The sequence below is a fragment of the Prevotella melaninogenica genome (assembly GCF_013267595.1).
GTDB lineage: Bacteria > Bacteroidota > Bacteroidia > Bacteroidales > Bacteroidaceae > Prevotella > Prevotella melaninogenica_D.
Window position 1 is genome coordinate 337,896 of record NZ_CP054011.1, and the last position, 17,453, is coordinate 355,348.

The 17,453-nt window shown below is 39.7% G+C and carries 17 protein-coding genes; 4 read left to right on the forward strand and 13 right to left on the reverse strand.

Going from position 1 to position 17,453, the window contains the following annotated elements:
- Positions 1–138 precede the first annotated feature (138 nt).
- The 3 genes from FIU21_RS06600 (at position 139) to FIU21_RS06610 (ending at position 2,391) form a co-directional block, all read left to right on the forward strand.
- Positions 139–591, forward strand: coding sequence for a hypothetical protein (locus FIU21_RS06600; protein WP_004360481.1), 453 nt, complete (start codon positions 139–141; stop codon positions 589–591).
- 130 nt (positions 592–721) lie between these two features.
- Positions 722–1,285 carry a DUF4251 domain-containing protein gene (locus tag FIU21_RS06605; RefSeq protein WP_036886397.1) on the forward strand — a complete coding sequence of 188 codons (564 nt, stop codon included), beginning with the start codon at positions 722–724 and terminating at the stop codon, positions 1,283–1,285.
- The gene (locus FIU21_RS06610) at positions 1,282–2,391 is read left to right on the forward strand and encodes an energy transducer TonB (RefSeq protein ID WP_004360483.1); all 1,110 of its coding nucleotides are present in this window, start codon (positions 1,282–1,284) and stop codon (positions 2,389–2,391) included. The genes FIU21_RS06605 and FIU21_RS06610 overlap by 4 nt, the downstream gene beginning before the upstream one ends.
- Before the next feature lie 226 nt (positions 2,392–2,617).
- Here FIU21_RS06610 and FIU21_RS06615 read toward each other — a convergent pair whose 3' ends face one another.
- From FIU21_RS06615 to FIU21_RS06675, 13 genes are all read right to left on the reverse strand, one after another.
- A complete protein-coding gene (locus tag FIU21_RS06615; RefSeq protein ID WP_004360484.1) occupies positions 2,618–3,103 on the reverse strand; it encodes a hypothetical protein in 486 nt (161 codons plus the stop codon).
- A 1-nt stretch (position 3,104) separates the two neighbouring features.
- Positions 3,105–4,586: an MBOAT family O-acyltransferase gene (locus tag FIU21_RS06620; RefSeq protein ID WP_004360485.1), complete on the reverse strand. Its 1,482-nt coding sequence runs from the start codon at positions 4,584–4,586 to the stop codon at positions 3,105–3,107.
- A 33-nt stretch (positions 4,587–4,619) separates the two neighbouring features.
- The gene (locus FIU21_RS06625) at positions 4,620–5,372 is read right to left on the reverse strand and encodes an SGNH/GDSL hydrolase family protein (RefSeq protein WP_036886399.1); all 753 of its coding nucleotides are present in this window, start codon (positions 5,370–5,372) and stop codon (positions 4,620–4,622) included.
- Positions 5,373–5,381: 9 nt separating this feature from the next.
- On the reverse strand, positions 5,382–6,131 hold the full coding sequence (locus FIU21_RS06630) for an exodeoxyribonuclease III (RefSeq protein WP_004360487.1): 750 nt from the start codon (positions 6,129–6,131) through the stop codon (positions 5,382–5,384).
- Positions 6,128–6,799 carry a DUF4840 domain-containing protein gene (locus tag FIU21_RS06635; protein WP_004360488.1) on the reverse strand — a complete coding sequence of 224 codons (672 nt, stop codon included), beginning with the start codon at positions 6,797–6,799 and terminating at the stop codon, positions 6,128–6,130. The genes FIU21_RS06630 and FIU21_RS06635 overlap by 4 nt, the downstream gene beginning before the upstream one ends.
- Positions 6,800–6,875: 76 nt before the next feature.
- On the reverse strand, positions 6,876–7,481 hold the full coding sequence (locus FIU21_RS06640; protein WP_231291345.1) for a DUF4840 domain-containing protein: 606 nt from the start codon (positions 7,479–7,481) through the stop codon (positions 6,876–6,878).
- Between the two features lie 75 nt (positions 7,482–7,556).
- On the reverse strand, positions 7,557–8,195 hold the full coding sequence (locus FIU21_RS06645) for a DUF4840 domain-containing protein (RefSeq protein ID WP_004360490.1): 639 nt from the start codon (positions 8,193–8,195) through the stop codon (positions 7,557–7,559).
- A gap of 35 nt (positions 8,196–8,230) precedes the next feature.
- The gene (folE, locus tag FIU21_RS06650) at positions 8,231–8,824 is read right to left on the reverse strand and encodes a GTP cyclohydrolase I FolE (RefSeq protein WP_004360491.1); all 594 of its coding nucleotides are present in this window, start codon (positions 8,822–8,824) and stop codon (positions 8,231–8,233) included.
- A 67-nt stretch (positions 8,825–8,891) separates the two neighbouring features.
- Entirely contained in the window at positions 8,892–9,557 is a 666-nt protein-coding gene (locus FIU21_RS06655; protein WP_036886402.1) for an SPOR domain-containing protein, read from the reverse strand.
- Positions 9,558–9,655: 98 nt separating this feature from the next.
- On the reverse strand, positions 9,656–11,776 hold the full coding sequence (locus FIU21_RS06660) for a BT_3928 family protein (protein ID WP_036886403.1): 2,121 nt from the start codon (positions 11,774–11,776) through the stop codon (positions 9,656–9,658).
- Positions 11,769–12,317, reverse strand: a complete 549-nt coding sequence (locus tag FIU21_RS06665) for a DUF1599 domain-containing protein (protein WP_004360494.1) — start codon at positions 12,315–12,317, stop codon at positions 11,769–11,771. The genes FIU21_RS06660 and FIU21_RS06665 overlap by 8 nt, the downstream gene beginning before the upstream one ends.
- Before the next feature lie 806 nt (positions 12,318–13,123).
- On the reverse strand, positions 13,124–15,160 hold the full coding sequence (locus tag FIU21_RS06670) for a hypothetical protein (protein ID WP_172891335.1): 2,037 nt from the start codon (positions 15,158–15,160) through the stop codon (positions 13,124–13,126).
- Positions 15,161–15,213: 53 nt separating this feature from the next.
- Positions 15,214–15,336 carry a single-stranded DNA-binding protein gene (locus FIU21_RS06675; protein WP_254361450.1) on the reverse strand — a complete coding sequence of 41 codons (123 nt, stop codon included), beginning with the start codon at positions 15,334–15,336 and terminating at the stop codon, positions 15,214–15,216.
- 619 nt (positions 15,337–15,955) lie between these two features.
- Between FIU21_RS06675 and FIU21_RS06680 the strand changes: the two genes are divergently transcribed.
- Positions 15,956–17,380 (forward strand): CCA tRNA nucleotidyltransferase, encoded by a 1,425-nt coding sequence (locus FIU21_RS06680; RefSeq protein WP_004360498.1) that lies wholly within the window; start codon positions 15,956–15,958, stop codon positions 17,378–17,380.
- The last annotated feature ends 73 nt before the right edge of the window (positions 17,381–17,453 follow it).

The window sequence follows — 17,453 nt, forward strand, 5'->3', positions numbered from 1 at the left end:
AAGCAGTTTTTTACTATCCTTTCGGTACATTCTCCTTTTAAATGTTTATCTTTGCAAAAGATAGAAGGAGAATGTACCGATTGCGTTTCTCCGTGAAGTATAAATTGATTCTTAACAAAACAGAATAATAACAAGACTATGTCAAATCAGAATAAGCAGCGTAAATTTACAAAGTCGCTGACCTTTAAAGTTCTTTGTGGACTGGCTGTCCTCGTATTCTTGGGCTTAATTTATAATCTCATTGTGGCTTCAGATGATGCTCCAATGACTGAACAGGAGGAGGAAGAGGTGCAGAAACGCAATGCAGATGCAGACACAATAGACATAGTAGGCGATTATCTTTGGCCTAATATGAAGCCTTCAAAAGAAGATATGATGACTGATGAGGAGAAAGTTGCTGAGGCTGAAAAAGCTAAGGCTGGTAAAGATGATAAGGGGAAGGAGGCTTCTGATAAGGTGCAGTCTAACCAATACAATGCTCCTATCGCTGCACCTGCTCCAGACATAACCCCATCTTCAGAACTTCCTGCTAAGCAGACAGCACCTTCTATTGAGAAGATGGAGGCTCCAAAGATTGAAAAGATTGAATAGTATAAGAACTGTTCTTTAGACTGAACAGTAGACTATAAGAATCTTCACAACTTTGTGTAAACGTTGTTCTAAAGCTTGTAAAGTAGAAAGAAAAAATACTATAACGACTTAAAAGAAAGAGAGGTATGCAATGAAACGTTTAGTTTTATTTCTTTTTGTAGCTGTCCTAATGGTGGGTTGTGCTACAACTTATTATGATTCAGAGGGTAATCCTGTGTCAAAGGAGAAGATGGCGCAGTTGCGTTCTACTGCTGTGAAGGCTCACTTAGCAGAGCATCGCTACCGCGTCTTTGTGGACCGTATGTATCCTATGCGTGGTCCTGCTGTCTATTTACAGGACGACTGGGGACTCGAGGTGAGTGGTGATTCGGTAGGACTTTTCCTCCCTTATTTCGGTAGAGCTTACTATATTCCTTACGGACGTGGTGGCGGTTTGAGCCTTGTAGAACCTCTAACGAGTTATAGGGAAGAACCGATGAAGGGCGGACGTCGTATCTTTATGACCACTCGTAATGATTTCGAGAGCTATCAGATTGTACTTGAAGTCTTCGATAATGCTACTGTTTCATTGGTGATTAATCCCAGTGAAAAGGAGACGATTAGTTTTTCTGGTGTGATGGAGCTTAATGATGTTTTTACACCAAAGGGTCAAAAAGCAAGTAAGAAACACCAGACAACATTCATGAAATTATGATTAACCGACTTAATACTTTGTTCCTGTTACTGTTTGTAAGTCTTATGGCATTCGGACAGTCGGCAGGAACAATTGCGTCTAAGGATGCCATGCTTTATGAGTCGTCCCGACATCTATATGAGAAGGGTGATACGTTGACGATTATCTCAAAGGATTTTGAATGGCCAAAAGGCTTGGATGGCTCGGTCTTACCAGAACTACAGCATTATCTTACAAGCTTTTTCTTTAACCAGTCTTCTGAAAGTTATGAAGCTGGTTGGAAGCAGTTTGAGTCTTCGTTAGGGAAGGAAGTGCGAACTATAAAGGATGATGCGGGTGCTGAAAGGCGTTTTTATGATATGGGGTTACGATGTCTTTGGTTGGAGCCAGGCAGATACATTTCTTTTCTTGCCCGCTTGGAGGAGCGTAATGCAACAAGTGTCATTACGGCAAAGCATTCTTATTTTACCTTTGACCTTATCAATAAGAAAGTCTTAACGCAGAATGATGTGTTTAATCAGACACGCATGTGGCAGGATCCTAACGTTCGCTATCAGTTCTATGAACTGTTAGATTATACGGCAAATACGCATACTGAGGACTCTATAAATTGGGACCTTCTGCCCAATCAGTTTGCACTGATAGGACAGAATATACGTTTCGACCTTGGTGTTGATAACGGTGGAGGAGTTTATTCAGAAGTAAGTAATGACATGGTAGATGTCCTTTTCTCTAAGAGCTTTAAGAAGTGGCAGAAACAGTCATTATCTTATGCAGGCATAAAGAAACTTCCTAATGAGGCTGTATATGTCTCCTTATCAACTGATTCTGTCTTCCCAGAAATATTGCCACAGTTTGATGGAAATTTAGCTGCAGCTATTGGACAGAATATTTCCTATACAGGACTTAACCCGACAATAACTCCTGTGGGGAGAATTTACGCCTCTTTTATTGTTGATACGGATGGTTCCTTGAAAGATATAGTCTTTCTAACGGTAAATAATATTGAGTTGAACCGCGGTATTGCTGCAGCACTTCAATTATTAAGAGGTTGGAAACCTGCAATGCATAACGGTAAACCTGTAGCTTTTAGATATAACCTTCCCCTCATTTTACACTTCCAATAAGAGTCGTGCGGAGCCTTAGCACGTGTGGTGCGGGTGGTAAGCACCAATGGTGCGGAGGCTTCGCACCAAACAAATAGATGTAGATGTGATTGTCGGTAAAGAGTTGGCTCAGAGTCGATTAATGCTTATTTATTGCTTGTTTCGAAGGTGAATGAAACACGAAAGCATTTGTTTTGTTTCACCAAAGAGAGGAGACGGAAAGTTGATAGGTTGTACTTATCTTCTTTTAGGGTATGCTTGTATGCCTTTCGTCCTTCTCTTTTTCAGCCTGATATAGGAAGTCGTAAATAATTTCTGTAACCCTTTCTTGCCCTTCGTTAGTAAGTGCTGGAAGGGTGAAGATTCTTCCCTTTGTTGTATAAATTATCTGAACGATGAAAGGAACGAAGTAATAATTGTAGTCGTTTATCCCTTCTATTTCATCAGCAGTTACTTCTGTATATTTGCAACGTAGACAATCGTAGAAACAAATATGGTCACCTTTGATGGATAGATAGTCTTTTTCCCATAGTTTTTGGCAGGCAACAAAAAGTTTGAAAAGCCAAAACGAAACAGTATGAAGTATGATTAAGAGTGCGAAAATGAGCATGAAAGGATGGGCAGCGTCTACACCTTTGTGCCCAAAGAAAAACCATATAAATAAGAAGATGGGGATGGGTGCGAATAACGCGTCTAAGAGTAATAAGCTGCTATATTTGTATTTGATAACCATCTTAGAATTGTGTGTAGATAAAAGGTTGGATACTATGATGACTAAGATTAATAACTAACTGCATAACAACAGCAAAGATACATAGCTTAACAAGCCATGAAGAATTGATAAACTTATTTTGCAGCCAGTTATAGTCAGTCTCTCGAATACTATGAAGTTCCAAACTTATCAGCACAACGGCAAGCCATAGTGGGTATTCCATTAGGAAGGTGTAGGCATCTGAGAGGCTGATAGTATGCAGGATATTGTCGATTAATGTTGTAGCAGTTGTCATATCCGCTGCACGGAAGAATATCCATGCAAGGGAAACATAGCTAAACGTAATAAACCAACTGATACCTTTTGTGTATTTATTGTCTGGTATCTTATCCAATCCATTGTTTCGGCAAAACTTATGAATGACCAGTCCGATACCATGAAGTACACCCCATACGATGAACATCCATGATGCACCATGCCACAGACCTGCCACTATCATTGCTAAGAAGCTATTGAGATAGGTGCGAAGTTCGCCTTTTCTGTTTCCTCCCAATGGGATGTAAAGATAGTCGCGGAACCATGTTGAGAGGGCAATGTGCCAACGATGCCAGAACTCTGTGAGGTTCAGACTCTGATAAGGGAATCTGAAATTGTCTTTTAGTTCGTATCCCATTAGGGCGGCAACACCAATAGCAAGGTCGCTGTAGCCCGAGAAATCGAAATAGATTTGAACTGAAAAGCCCAATACACCCATCAAATTACCAAAGCCACTTTGGCTTGCTGGCGCATCAAAAACAATGTTATTGTATTGTGCAATATAGTCGGCGATGAGGGCTTTCTTTATCAGTCCGCAGATGATCAGCCATAAACCTTTATAAACAAGATTCTCGTTGACATTGTCTTTCGGTGTCTGAACCTGTGGGAGCAATACTTCAGCGCGGGTGATGGGACCAGCGATAAGGAGTGGGAAAAAGGTAAGGTAGAAGGTATAATCTATCAGTTCTGCTGTCTTTGGATAGCGTCCTTTATAGATGTCAACGGTGTAACTGATAGCTTGAAAGGTGAAGAATGAGATACCGACAGGTAGCAACATCTTCTCTGGTGAGAAGTTGCTACGCAATAGTTCGTGGAATATCTCAAGTGTAAAGTTTGAGTATTTGTAGTAGAGTAGGGGTAATAACTCTGTTAGGATGACAATGGCAAGTCCAATTTTACGCACTTTTCCACGCTTTAAGTGCATCATAAAGCGAGTGAGATACCATGAACTAATCGTAATAATGGGCAATAGCCACATCAAAACTCCATTTGCTTTGAAAGCAAAGAAAAGACTAAAAGCTATGACGTATGCCTTTGTCCATGTTTGGCGATAGCGGTTTAATCCTATGTATATGGCAAAGAAAACAAGGAACGAAGCCATAAATGGAAATGTACACAGCGACCAGTTCTTGTCTTGTGAAGACAAGAAGTCAAAGAAGGTAGTCATCAACTGTGTTGTATTTGTCATCTATTAATCGTTTATTTGCAGCTTGTTTCCTATTTAATAGCCTTCAAAGGAAGGTTGCAAAAGCTTTGTATTTGTTGCCTTGTGATTGGCTTTTGGATTGTTGAGTTGTAGCGGATTAGCACACTCTTTACTCCTTATAAACTTAGCTGCGGTATCCATCCAGTAGGCAGCTGCAGCCCATGTAGGATGATAATGGTCGCTACCTCTTTTGAGTTTTAGGTTACGACTGTCAAAGAAATGTCCTTTTCCGACATTCTCCTTTATGACATCATTGATGCCAGTATCGCCATTCCAATCAGAAGGACTTATCCATACGAAAGGAATATTACCTATTTTTTTTACTAATTGTTGTACATATTGCGTACGATTGGCAAGGTCGTTGATAAAGAGCTCATTACTGCCAAGGCAGATGAGTATGTATGTTGGCTTATATTCTGTAATGAAGTGTTCTAAGGTTTGGGTGGTTCCCCAACGCTCAGTAGAAGAACTATACCAGATAACGGTATATAGTTTGTGTCCGTTTTCGCCTGCATAATCACCCAACCTACGTGAAAGGCCTTCCACCATTGAGTCTCCAATGAAAAGGATTGTTTGGTTGCGATGTACCTTTTTAGCGGTATGCTTCGTTTGTTTTGTTTTCTCAATAAGCGGTCGGCTTAGGTTGACAAGCGTTATCTTGCGGATAGTATAGCTGCCCATTGTTATCTCGGTTGGGATAACAGCATAGACAATAATGGCTGCCATGACAGCAGCCATCAAGAGTAGTGTCTTTATCTGGGCGTGCATATGATTGTCTTATTTCAAGATAATTTCCACAGGACAGTGGTCGCTTCCCATAATCTCTGTATGAATCTTAGCATCTTCGAGGCGGTCTTTGAGACGTTCTGAGATGAGGAAATAGTCGATACGCCACCCCGTATTCTTCTCTCTTGCACGGAAACGATATGACCACCAAGAGTAAGTAACCTGCTCTGGATAAAGGGTACGGAAGGTATCGATGAAGCCATTACTTAGTAATTGGGTCATCTTCTCACGCTCTTCATCAGTGAAGCCAGCATTCTTGCGGTTTGTCTTAGGGTTCTTAAGGTCTATCTCCTGATGGGCAACATTCATGTCACCGCATACGATAACAGGCTTTTTCTCATCGAGTTTATGAAGATAGGCTTGGAAGTCATCTTCCCACTTCATACGATAATCCAATCGACGAAGTCCGTCTTGTGAGTTCGGTGTATAGACTGTTACGAGATAGAAGTCATCCATCTCTAATGTTATCACACGTCCCTCATGGTCGTGCTCATCAATATTAATACCATAAGTCACGCTCAATGGCTTATGCTTTGTGAAGATAGCGGTGCCAGAGTAACCCTTCTTGTCAGCGTAATTCCAGTAAGACTCATATCCCAGAAAACTGATATCAAGCTGTCCTGCTTGCATCTTCGTCTCTTGCAGACAAAAGAAATCTGCATCCAAGTCCTTGAATTGCTGCTCAAACTCTTTTCCTACACAGGCGCGAAGCCCGTTTACATTCCATGAAATAAACTTCATCGTATTTCTTTCTTTTCTATTGTTCTTAGTTCAAACTCAACAGGTATGCTGAATTTCTTTTCTTGTTTATATTCAGTGCGTCCATCCTGATGTTCTATAACTTTATCCAATCTGTAGATTATAAATTTCATATTGAGGCTGGATGACTTTATATCATAGTGTGCATTAAGTCTATCATTTCGTAACTGACCGACTACGTTATAAGTACCCTGAGAGGTCTGTATTTTTGTTGTAATACGTGGGGTTGCATATAAATCTGCAGGATCTTTAGAGTCAGGATTGCCTATAAGGCGGAACTGAAGGTTGGCTAACGGAGCTTCTTTTAATGCTGAACGAAGGTGAGCGGCTTCGCTGCTGTTGTCATCAGTAGATATTCCAAACGCAAGAGCTTCATAAGGAAAGTTCTTGCAGACAACTATACCATCTTCATTGATGTTCCATTTGATATTACCACTAAGCCCCTGATTTTTTGCATCAGCACTTATTAAACCTTTGTAACTGCCAGGTATGCTGTTTAAAACCTTTGTACGTGCTTCAAGGAATTGTTCTTTTGTTAGTTCTTTTTCCTTACCCCCTATATTTTCATTGTTGTCGTCTTTTGAGCAGCTTGTGAGGCATAAGGTGATGGTGCATAGTGCCATAGCTGCAAGTGTCATAATCTTTTTCATATACTTTTGTTTTAATGTTTTTATCTTATAGTAAAGGTAGACTACTCGTCTTATATCCCATGAAATAAATTTTCATTTACATCTTATATCCTTCCAGATAGAAGCTAACAGGTGTGTCAAAGTCCTCTTGTATAATTGCAGTTGCGTGTGCCTTGTTTATTTTCACCAGTTTGTATATAGTGAATTGCAGTTGCATTTTAGAGTTGTTCATTGTATAACTACTGCTGAACTGCTTATTGTTAAAGGAAACGGCACCTGTTAATTCATAAGTTTCGTTGGCTGTTGTAACATTAAACTTGAAGTTAGATGACAAGTTGAAAAATACCTTATTATCTTGTGGTTGTAAGGTCGTAATATACAATTTCAGCGGTCCTTGCTTCTCGCTAACGAGGGTAGTATATAGCGAAGATGCAGTGTTCTTTGACACTCCATTTGCCAACAATTGGTATGGGAAGTTGTTGACTGTAATGGTATAGTTCTTATCTACAGTCCAATTGATTCCCGGCCAGATTGTTGTTGTTGTCCCATAAGTAGCAGCCAAGTTACCTTTATAGTTTCCAACAATGTTGTTGAGCGCCTGTATAGCATTTTTCTCAGCATCTGGAATGTCGTTATCTTTTGAACAACTTGTAGTAAACAATGCTATTACAAGTGCGCAAATGACCATTGTTATAAGTTTCATATTTCTTTTCATGCTCTTCCTTCTTTTGACGTACTTGTACGAAGCCCTGTTGAATAGGCTTCGTACAAGTTACATTTATTGCTTTTTGGCCCTTAGATAGTATGTTATTGGCTTGTCGAAATCTTTCTGCCATTTTACTCCACCATGCTTATGTTTCTTAATTAGTCCCTCTACTGTAAATTCGAGGTATAATTCTGATTCATTTATATTATAGTAACTCTTGGATATAGGTTGAGCTTTTTTGATTGATCCTACTATTTCATAATCTGCATTTGGTGCAGAAAGTGGTGCGTAGAAAAGAAGGTCTATATTCAATGACATGCGGTTGTCGGATATGTCTGAACCTGCCATGACAATATAAAGAGGTGCATCTTTAACGTCTAAAAGTGTCTGAAATAATTCTGACATTTTCCCAGCAACTTCTTGTTTTGAGACACCACTTGCTAATGTCGCGTATGGGAATTTCTCGATAATAATATTGTGGTTCTTATCTATCTTCCAACTAATTTTTTGTCCAAAAGCTCCTTCTGTACCAGTTTCTGTCGTGGTAGAGAAACCTAATGTTCCTTTATATTCTCCTACCATGTGGTTAAGAACTTGTTCAGTAGTCTTGGGATAGTCAACTTCATTTTTGTCACTTGAGCAGCTGGCCGTAACTGCCAACATTGTAACTGCACATAAAGCCATAAAGGCTGTTTTCATTGTTCTTTTCATTTTTTTGAGTTTTAAAGTTTATAATAGTGCTTTAATTATATTCTCTTGGTCTCTCCACGCAGCAAGTCCATGAACTCGTTGCGGGTCTTACTTGATTCAAATACACCACTATAAGCACTTGTTGTGGTAATAGAGTTCTGTTTTTCTACACCACGCATCTGCATACACATGTGCTTTGCTTCGATAACAACCATTACTCCTTGCGGCTTCAGCGTGTCATTGATGCACTGCATCACCTGCTCTGTTAGGCGTTCTTGTACCTGTAGACGATGTGAGAAGATATCCACAACACGTGCAATCTTGCTCAATCCTGTTATATATCCGTTTGGTATATATGCAACATGAGCCTTACCATAGAACGGAAGAATGTGGTGTTCACACATGGAGAAGAAGTCAATATCTTTCACAATAACCATCTGGTTGTACTTCTCTTCAAACAAAGCATCTGTCAATACCTTATGTGGGTCTTGTGTATAACCACGTGTAAGTACCTGCATAGCCTTTGCAACACGCATAGGCGTTTTCTGCAAACCTTCTCTTTCAGGGTCTTCTCCTAAGAGTGTAAGCACCTGCTTGTAGTGTGATGCAAGTTCGTCTAATCCTTCACGGAATGGTATTTCTGGCGTCATATTATTTTGATTTCTGATTAATTGTATTTGTTAGGGTTCTCTTTATGATAATAAGGTGGAATAATCCTTAGAAATCTACAGGTTCAGTTGTCTTAATTGTTACCATCATGCGGATGACGTTGGCATGTGGGTAACCCTCCTTACGGAGTGTACGCATTATCTTCTTTGCTGCATTGTAGTTGGTAAAATTACCTACAAGACACATCCAACGTGGTGGGTAAAAGTGTACATAAACAGGTTGATCAGGGAAGAGTTCTTTCGCTTTCTGACCAGCCTTGTCTGCTTGTTGGTGAGCAATACGGGTATTACCACCGCTATAAACTTGTACACGGAAGCCTCTTACTTTCTGTGTACCTTTCTTTATACGTTTGGTCACAATCCGCGTATCTTCAGTCTCATCCCATGAAGGGACGTGCGGTCTTCTGACTAAACGCTTGACAACCTTTGTTCTGATAGGTTGTAAGGTACTGTTGTCGGGGCGTGCAATTTCTGGTTTATGGTCTTCAATCTTTGGTACAACGAGCTGTTTTGTGTCTGGCGTTTTGATTGTCGGACGTGCAGTCTCGTTTTGACTCTCTACTTTCTTTTGGCTTTTATTATTTTTCTTTTGTGCTTTCTTGCCATTTACCAATGCGTCAATCTCGGAACTTTGTGATATCGTTACTGACCCTTGAGCATTAACAGCCACAACAGCTGTCAGCATAAAAACTATGATTGTAAGGAGTCTTTTCATTCTTTAGTGTATAAAAATTGAAATAGAGGTTGTATCAAAAATGCCAATGGTTGTTGACCGAATGACAATTTGATACAGCCTCTTAGATTTTCTTTGAATTACTTCTTCCAAGCATCGATGATAGCCTTGAAATCAGCAGCCTTCAATGAAGCACCACCAATCAAGCCACCGTCGATGTCAGACTTGCTGAACAACTCTGCAGCGTTGCTTGCGTTACAGCTACCACCATAGAGGATTGTTGTGTCCTCTGCAGCCTCTTTGCCATACTTCTCAGCAACGATAGAGCGGATGTAAGCCAACATCTCCTGAGCCTGATCAGATGTAGCTGTCTTACCAGTACCGATAGCCCAGATTGGCTCGTAAGCCAAAACGATGTTCTTCCACTCCTCAGCAGAAAGGTGGAATACAGAACCCTCGAGTTCAGCCTTTACTACCTCGTTCTGCTTCTCAGCCTCACGCTCCTCAAGAGTCTCACCGCAGCAGAAGATAACCTTCAAACCGTTAGCCAATGCCAACTGTACCTTCTCCTTCAAAATCTCTGCTGTCTCACCGTAGTACTGGCGACGCTCAGAGTGACCGAGGATAACGTACTGTGCACCAGTGCTCTTTACCATAGCGGCAGAAACCTCACCAGTGTAAGCACCCTTCTCCTTGTCAGCGCAGTTCTCAGCACCGAGAGCAACACCCTCTGCATCCAATACCTGTGCAACACTTGCAAGGTGAATGAATGGAGTACAGATAACAACATCACAGTTTGGCTTCTCTGCCTTCAATGAGTCGTTGATTTCTTTTGCCAAAGCAACACCTTCCTGCAGGGTCTCGTTCATCTTCCAGTTACCTGCTACAATTTTCTTTCTCATTTGTCTTTTACGTTTTAAAAGTTGATATAATTTATTTGATTGTTCTTTTTGTATTAACCATTGCTCCTTTTGTCTCAACCATTCCTCACGTTTTCTTACCCATCGTGTCCATGACCAAATGCGATCGGCTACGATAAGGAGTGTTAGTGGGAAGATATAACAAATAAGAATCAATACAATTTTTGTCCATGTCTCATTCTCTGGTTCACGTCCTACCTCAATAAGGGACAATGGTGCGTTCAGTTCTGCTTGTTTGGGCAGGTCATTGTGACTCCATTTATTAATGATAGTACCTTTATAAAGCAGCACCAAACCAGGGTTACTTCTAATAATGGTCTTTAGAGTTGTGCCATCCATTGTATAGAATGGATATTCAGCTCCAGTAATATCTCGCCAGTGTTTTACAGCTTTATCTGTACTCGCGGTCAATCCATAGAATCCATAACCATTCTCCTTTGCATATTCATAGATAGCATCAATCTCACCAAAGTTGCTGTCGTCAGCACGCTCCAATACTGGAGCAATGAGTAGGAAAGTATATCCATCCTTGGTTAGAATACTATCGGTAAGGTCCTCTCCCGTCTTTTCGTCTGTAATTGAAAAGTCGTGAATAGGCGGTTCGTAACCCTTTTCAAGTATCTCTTGGTGTGTATCTTTGAATACCCATGTTGAGTCATTGTAAGGGTAATCATTCTCAGTGAATTCTTTTGTTACGCCATTCTTCTCACAAATGAAGGTCGTCTTATAAGTCGTTAGCTTAGCCCCTTTGGGTATTTCCATTCCCTTTTTGATATTCTGTCCGATGTAATAAGGACGGAAATCAAAGATAGGCAGATGATAAAGACTCAGTGTGGAGGCTGTGACAATAAAGACAATCGTGAAATAAAAAGCTATCCACTGATTTGTTTTTGATACAAAGCGTATTTGATAAAGTGGCCAGCATGCAAGGATGATGGCTGCTGTCAAGAGGATTAGATTCTTGATGAATGTCTGCGTATTCGTGAGATGAATGGCATCACCAAAGCATCCACAATCCTGTATTGGATTGCTTACAGTAAGCCAAAGGGTCACAAGCGTCATCACTACCATCATGATAAGAGATATCTTGCTGGCGAGTCGGCGACGAATAGCAAGCAAGAGCATCACACCCAAGGTGAACTCTATTGCTGACAGTCCGACAGATAAAATCAATTGTGCCCAATCTGGAATATATGCCGACAACTGCACCGCCTCTAAGTATTCTGCAATCTTATATTGCGAACCTAAAGGGTCAATCGCTTTGACAAAGCCCGAAAAGATGAATGTCAAAGCAAGTAGGGTACGGCTGAGGTTTACCAGTATAGACTTTATTTTATTCATGTAGTTTGATTGCTCCAAAAACAGCGTAGTTCATTATATCCATATAATTGGCATCGATACCCTCGCTGACGAGAGTGGCACCACCAAGGTATTCAATCTCCTTTATGCGTTCAATCTTTGTCAGGATAAGGTCGGTATAGCTGCTGACACGCATATCGCGCCAAGCCTCTCCATAGTCATGATTCTTCTTTATCATCAACTCATAGGACTCCTTTGCATAGCTGTCATAAAGTGCCAAAGCCTCATCAGGGGTCATGTCAACGCTATCGACAAAGCCCTTTTCCAACTGGATAAGTCCTACGATACTGTAGTTTATCAGCGCGATAAACTCTGGGCGAATACCTTCACCCACCAAACTTTCACCCGTGATCTCCAAAGAACGGATGCGTTTCGCCTTAATAAAGAGCTGATCAGTAAGGGAAGAAGGGCGCAGAATACGCCATGAAGCACCATAGTCATGGAGCTTCTTTTCAAAGAGACTTCTGCACTCTGCGAGTACATCTTGAAATTCCTGCTGTGTCTTTGTCAGTTGACTTGCCATAGTCTTATATTGATTTGACTGCAAAAATACGTAATTTCGCTGTAATAAACGAATGAATTAACAACTATTCCTGTCTTTAAGGTCGGTTCGTAAATCATTGTGGGCGATTGCAGCAAGGACTTGAATATCCTTTGTCAATCTTTGTGTTGAAGATAGATCCGTGTCTTTCGCTCGGATTACGAGGCTTTCTGAGAGTCTTAACCCTAAGTCTTTTTGAGAGAAATCGTATGCCTTAAGGTTCTTCCATTAATTTTTTGGTTGTGAATTGAATAAAGGGTTATACACTTGCATAGTATTACTTTCTTGTATCAGTAAGTCTTACAAAGGAGGATAAACCGCAGGGTAAAATACAAATTGATACCATGTATATCTATTTTCTGTAAACAACTTATTTCCTTTTGTTTGGTATTTGTAAACTATTTTCATACGATTCGAAATCAATACGTGGTCTTTTGGCTTCTAAAAGACGGCTAATTGGCTTGTAAAAGGTGCCCTTTTGAGCTCTAACTAACGCCCTTTGGGAGTCCAATTAAGCACCTTTTCTTGCACTACTTTATAACTAATTGATTTTCTGTTGGTTGCAGACTTGCTTTTTATACGTATTTTTGTCCTTGTTTATAGACGTTTTATATGAAATTATGTAATGCTTTTTCATAGTCTTGCCTGCAGTTTTGAAGTATTAAAAGAGTCTTTTAATCTTCGTAATACTTTGCCTAAAACCATACGAAAGATATAAAATGAAAGAGCGGTAACGCCTGTTAAAGGTGTTTCCGCTCTGTGGATGTATGTGTAAATGCAGTATAGTCTTATGGTGCTACTACTACTTTTACCCAGCTATTAGTGTCATCGTAATTGGCTCTGTTATCATTAGCACTTTCTAAGAACGGCTTTACTTGTTCCAGTTTAGCCTTTTGTGCAGCAGTCATTGTGACAGTAATGTTTGCTAAGAAGCCATTTGGACTTTGACTACCAGCGTAAAATTTCGCCAAGTTTGTCATGTGACGTATGTCTAATGACGAGAGTTTGTTATGGGCAATACTTAATTCTACTAACTTTGTATTGTTTGATAAGTCAAGCGTTGTCAATGGTAGAGAGTATGTTCGCAAATATGTTAAGTTTGGATTATGCGTTACATCCAATGCCGTCATCTCCTTTACATTATACAAGTCAAGATTGGTGAGGTTTGGATTGTTTGATACATCCAATGAACTGACATGTGTGTTCGATAAGAAGAGATTTTGTAAGTTGGCTCCAGCAGCAGATAATCCCTTGATTTCTTTCACAGCTGCACTTGCAAGGTTGATTTCTTTTAACTTAGTTTGAAACCTGAAATCAAAATTTTCTATTTTTGAATTAGATGCTTTAAAAACTTCCAGATTTCTATTTCCATCTAAACCAATAACAGCTGTTAAACTACCATTTGAGGTAGCATTAAATTCTTTAAGCTTGGGAGTGTTAGTTGTGTTGATGGTCTTTACGTTACCACTGCTATAAGTCCAAAGAGTAGTTAGCTCTGGCAGATTACTTGCATCAACCTTTTCTAACTTTTCGTTTTCATATAACTTGGCACTCCCCAGATTATTATTATCCTTCATGATAACCTCTTTTACCCCCTTCATGTCGTGGAAGTCTATGTTCTTAACAGCAAGTCCAGTAATATCAATCTTTGTTACATTTGGGCTGCCAGTAATGGTTACATCTCCTGTCAATTGCTTATATTTTGATAAATCAAGGTCTCCTGCAAGATTCTTGTTATTGCTAAGGTTCAATCCTGTGACATTGCGATAGTATTGCAGTTCGTCAAGAGATGTTAGTTTGTCATTGTTTGCTATTGATAATATGCCCTTATAAGAAAGAATCTTCTCCAAGTTGTCTGCCGCATAAATATCCAAGTGACCATCTGCGGTTCTTGTTAAGCCTGAAACTTTCGCATCAACAGCCTCAATCAAACCCTGGTTTTTGAGGATGAAAGCCTTAGCCTTAGACGCATCAAGCGTCATCTCACCGAGGTCGTAAACCTTGGCACGCTGAATGTTGATTTCTTGCTTAACCTTCTTCAAGATAGCTTTACCATCCTGCATGATAAAGACAAGCGTCAAACCCTGTGAAAGCTTTTGTTCTGGGACCGCTATGTAATATGCCTTATTCTCCTCTAGAGTGCCAGACTCAGCTTTGAGGTTTACCACTGGAGAAGCCGTAGTGAACTCGTTTTTAGCCGCACTAATCTTTCCATCATTAGCAAAAGTGATGGTTGACTTTAAATTACCAGCAAGGTTCTCCTGCCCAATAGAAAGTAACTTTACCTGCTTTACGTTTGAAGTTCCTTTGATAGTAAAACGGAGCAAACCACCAACATTGTATGCAATGAATGGTTTTCCACGCTGTGGAATGATACCAACAGATACATTCGCCTTTGGATCAAATGTGCCTGCAATAGCATTTTGTTCCTTTGGGAAGTTGTATTGGTATATTGCTTGGGTGTTGTTGTTTGCTGAAATCTTTGCATCCTGCTGAAAAGGATACATCATGAAGTATGATACGTTATTGACATTTGGTGCTTGTCCCCAGAAACGCACATCACTTCCTGAGGTAGGAGTGGTGAAGGGATAATTCTTGGGTTGGTTTCCAAAGCCAATACCAATCTTATCGTTTGTCTGCCAAGTAACAGTTGCGCCGTCTGAGCCAAGTACTGTACGTGTGACAGGCTGTAATGAGCCTGCAATAAAGCTCATCTCAACGAGCTCCTCACTGTCACTGTCGCCGTTTCCGAAATCGTCTTGAGAACATGATATTGTGATAAGTGCAAGTCCTAAGCACAGTAAGTATGCTTTAAAATGTTTCATATAATTCTTTTTGATTTTTTGTTCGTTTTGTGATAAACTTAATCTCTATTTGATTAGAATGGTGAGTCGTCATCAGTGCCATCCTCAACTCTAAGGTTAGGATCAGTGGTCTCAGTAAACCCCTCGTGATGAGTACCATGCGCACTATCCATTAAGAAATCATCCTCAGTCTCCATTTTCACCAGAAGAGTGGATGGTCTTTGATATTCTTTCTTCATTTTTGTATTGTTTTATAATCCTAATTACGCTTATAGATGTCGTAAACCCTTTGGATTCTTTGTTATCCTTAAAGAACTTTGTTAAAATAGTCGTACTTAGTTCTCATTCTAAATACTTCTGTCAAATAACACCGTAAGGTTATGACATCACAAATGTGTATTCGGTTGTTATACTTCTTTTACCTGGTCTTAAAAACTTGTTGTCAAGCTCTTTATCTATTTCTTTTAGCGGAGTGCAAAATTAGCAATTCTTCTGTAAACAGCAGATAGTCAGCTTGGAAAGTTTTTAAAACAAAAATATAATTAACATATAAATCGTGATAGAGTTGTAGTAGTTTGCTTTTGTTAACAGTTTAATGATGGTTTATTGTCCTCTAATATGGCTTTTATTATATGAATGACTCAAATATGTTGTATAATCTTTTTACCTAAATACTTGACTTAAATCATGTTGGTTCGATTATCATAGAACAAAGTGTTGTGTACAAAATGCACATCCATTTAGTTTTGAACTTGTGAGAGTTAAGGAAAATATGTATCTTTGCATGACTTTTATTATAATAGATAACATTATTTTATGCGAGATCTTTCAGATGCCGAATTGGCACAGCTTATAGACAAAGATATATTTCATCATATTTCAACTGCAGCCGATAAACTTGGATTAGAATGCTATGTTGTAGGTGGTTACGTTCGTGATTTGTTTTTGGAGCGTCCGTCAAATGACATTGATGTCGTTGTTGTTGGAAGTGGTATTCAGGTTGCAAGTGAATTGAAAGCCATCTTGGGTAAGAAGGCTCATTTGTCTGTTTTCCGTAATTTTGGAACTGCGCAGGTAAAGTACAGGAATATAGAGGTGGAATTTGTTGGTGCGCGAAAGGAAAGTTATAGCCACGACAGCAGGAAGCCAATAGTTGAAGACGGTACATTAGAGGATGATCAGAATCGTCGTGATTTTACGATTAATGCGATGGCGGTATGCTTGAATAAAGCACGTTTCGGAGAATTGGTAGACCCATTTGGAGGCATTGATGACCTTTGGGATGGTATTATCCGTACACCACTTGATCCAGATGTAACCTTCTCAGATGATCCATTGCGTATGATGCGTTGTGTTCGTTTTGCTACACAGCTTAACTTCTTCATAGAAGACGAGACCTTCGAGGCTTTGGAGCGTAATGCAGAACGAATCAAGATTATTAGTGGAGAGCGTATTGAGGAGGAGTTGAATAAGATAATGATGACGGCAACTCCAAGTAAGGGCTTTATTGAGTTGTATCGTTGTGGACTCTTACAACTCATCCTTCCAGAGCTTGTTGCACTTGATGTTGTAGACACAAGAAATGGACGTGCACATAAGAATAACTTCTATCACACCTTAGAGGTGTTAGATAATATTTGTAAGCATACGGATAATCTTTGGTTGCGTTGGTCGGCATTGTTGCATGATGTCGGTAAGGCTAAGTGTAAACGTTGGGATGCAACAGTAGGATGGACCTTTCATAATCATAACTTCGTCGGTGCAAAGATGGTCCCAACTATCTTCCGTCGTCTTAAACTTCCGATGGATAGCAAGATGAAGTATGTGCAGAAACAAGTTGATTTACATATGCGTCCGATTGCTATTGCTGATGAAGAGGTAACAGATTCTGCTGTACGTCGACTGATGAATGATGCAGGTGATGATATAGATGACTTGATGACCCTCTGTGAGGCAGATATAACAAGTAAGAATGCAGTTCGAAAACAACGCTTCTTGGATAATTTTCGTATTGTTCGAGAGAAGCTAAAGGACTTGAAAGATCGTGATTATAAGCGTCTTTTACAGCCTTGTGTTGATGGAAACGAGATTATGGAGATGTTTAATTTGAAGCCGAGTAGGGAGGTTGGAGTTTTGAAAAAAACACTAAAGGATGCTGTGCTCGATAATAAAGTTCCTAATGAACGTGAACCGCTTTTAGCTTTATTGAGGGAAAAGGCAAATGAATTAGGGTTGGTATAGAAATTATTGTTAAAAAAGAAGTTATAAACAGAGTTGAATTAAATAATAATATTAAATTTGTACGCTCAAAACT

What these genes read in the sequence shown, in the direction of transcription:
- FIU21_RS06600 (WP_004360481.1), top strand. Translation starts at nt 139, where the DNA reads ATGTCAAATCAGAATAAGCAGCGTAAATTTACAAAGTCGCTGACCTTT.
- FIU21_RS06605 (WP_036886397.1), top strand. Translation starts at nt 722, where the DNA reads ATGAAACGTTTAGTTTTATTTCTTTTTGTAGCTGTCCTAATGGTGGGT.
- FIU21_RS06610 (WP_004360483.1), top strand. Translation starts at nt 1,282, where the DNA reads ATGATTAACCGACTTAATACTTTGTTCCTGTTACTGTTTGTAAGTCTT.
- FIU21_RS06615 (WP_004360484.1), bottom strand. Translation starts at nt 3,103, where the DNA reads ATGGTTATCAAATACAAATATAGCAGCTTATTACTCTTAGACGCGTTA.
- FIU21_RS06620 (WP_004360485.1), bottom strand. Translation starts at nt 4,586, where the DNA reads ATGACAAATACAACACAGTTGATGACTACCTTCTTTGACTTCTTGTCT.
- FIU21_RS06625 (WP_036886399.1), bottom strand. Translation starts at nt 5,372, where the DNA reads ATGCACGCCCAGATAAAGACACTACTCTTGATGGCTGCTGTCATGGCA.
- FIU21_RS06630 (WP_004360487.1), bottom strand. Translation starts at nt 6,131, where the DNA reads ATGAAGTTTATTTCATGGAATGTAAACGGGCTTCGCGCCTGTGTAGGA.
- FIU21_RS06635 (WP_004360488.1), bottom strand. Translation starts at nt 6,799, where the DNA reads ATGAAAAAGATTATGACACTTGCAGCTATGGCACTATGCACCATCACC.
- FIU21_RS06640 (WP_231291345.1), bottom strand. Translation starts at nt 7,481, where the DNA reads ATGAAACTTATAACAATGGTCATTTGCGCACTTGTAATAGCATTGTTT.
- FIU21_RS06645 (WP_004360490.1), bottom strand. Translation starts at nt 8,195, where the DNA reads ATGAAAAGAACAATGAAAACAGCCTTTATGGCTTTATGTGCAGTTACA.
- folE (WP_004360491.1), bottom strand. Translation starts at nt 8,824, where the DNA reads ATGACGCCAGAAATACCATTCCGTGAAGGATTAGACGAACTTGCATCA.
- FIU21_RS06655 (WP_036886402.1), bottom strand. Translation starts at nt 9,557, where the DNA reads ATGAAAAGACTCCTTACAATCATAGTTTTTATGCTGACAGCTGTTGTG.
- FIU21_RS06660 (WP_036886403.1), bottom strand. Translation starts at nt 11,776, where the DNA reads ATGAATAAAATAAAGTCTATACTGGTAAACCTCAGCCGTACCCTACTT.
- FIU21_RS06665 (WP_004360494.1), bottom strand. Translation starts at nt 12,317, where the DNA reads ATGGCAAGTCAACTGACAAAGACACAGCAGGAATTTCAAGATGTACTC.
- FIU21_RS06670 (WP_172891335.1), bottom strand. Translation starts at nt 15,160, where the DNA reads ATGAAACATTTTAAAGCATACTTACTGTGCTTAGGACTTGCACTTATC.
- FIU21_RS06675 (WP_254361450.1), bottom strand. Translation starts at nt 15,336, where the DNA reads ATGGAGACTGAGGATGATTTCTTAATGGATAGTGCGCATGGTACTCAT.
- FIU21_RS06680 (WP_004360498.1), top strand. Translation starts at nt 15,956, where the DNA reads ATGCGAGATCTTTCAGATGCCGAATTGGCACAGCTTATAGACAAAGAT.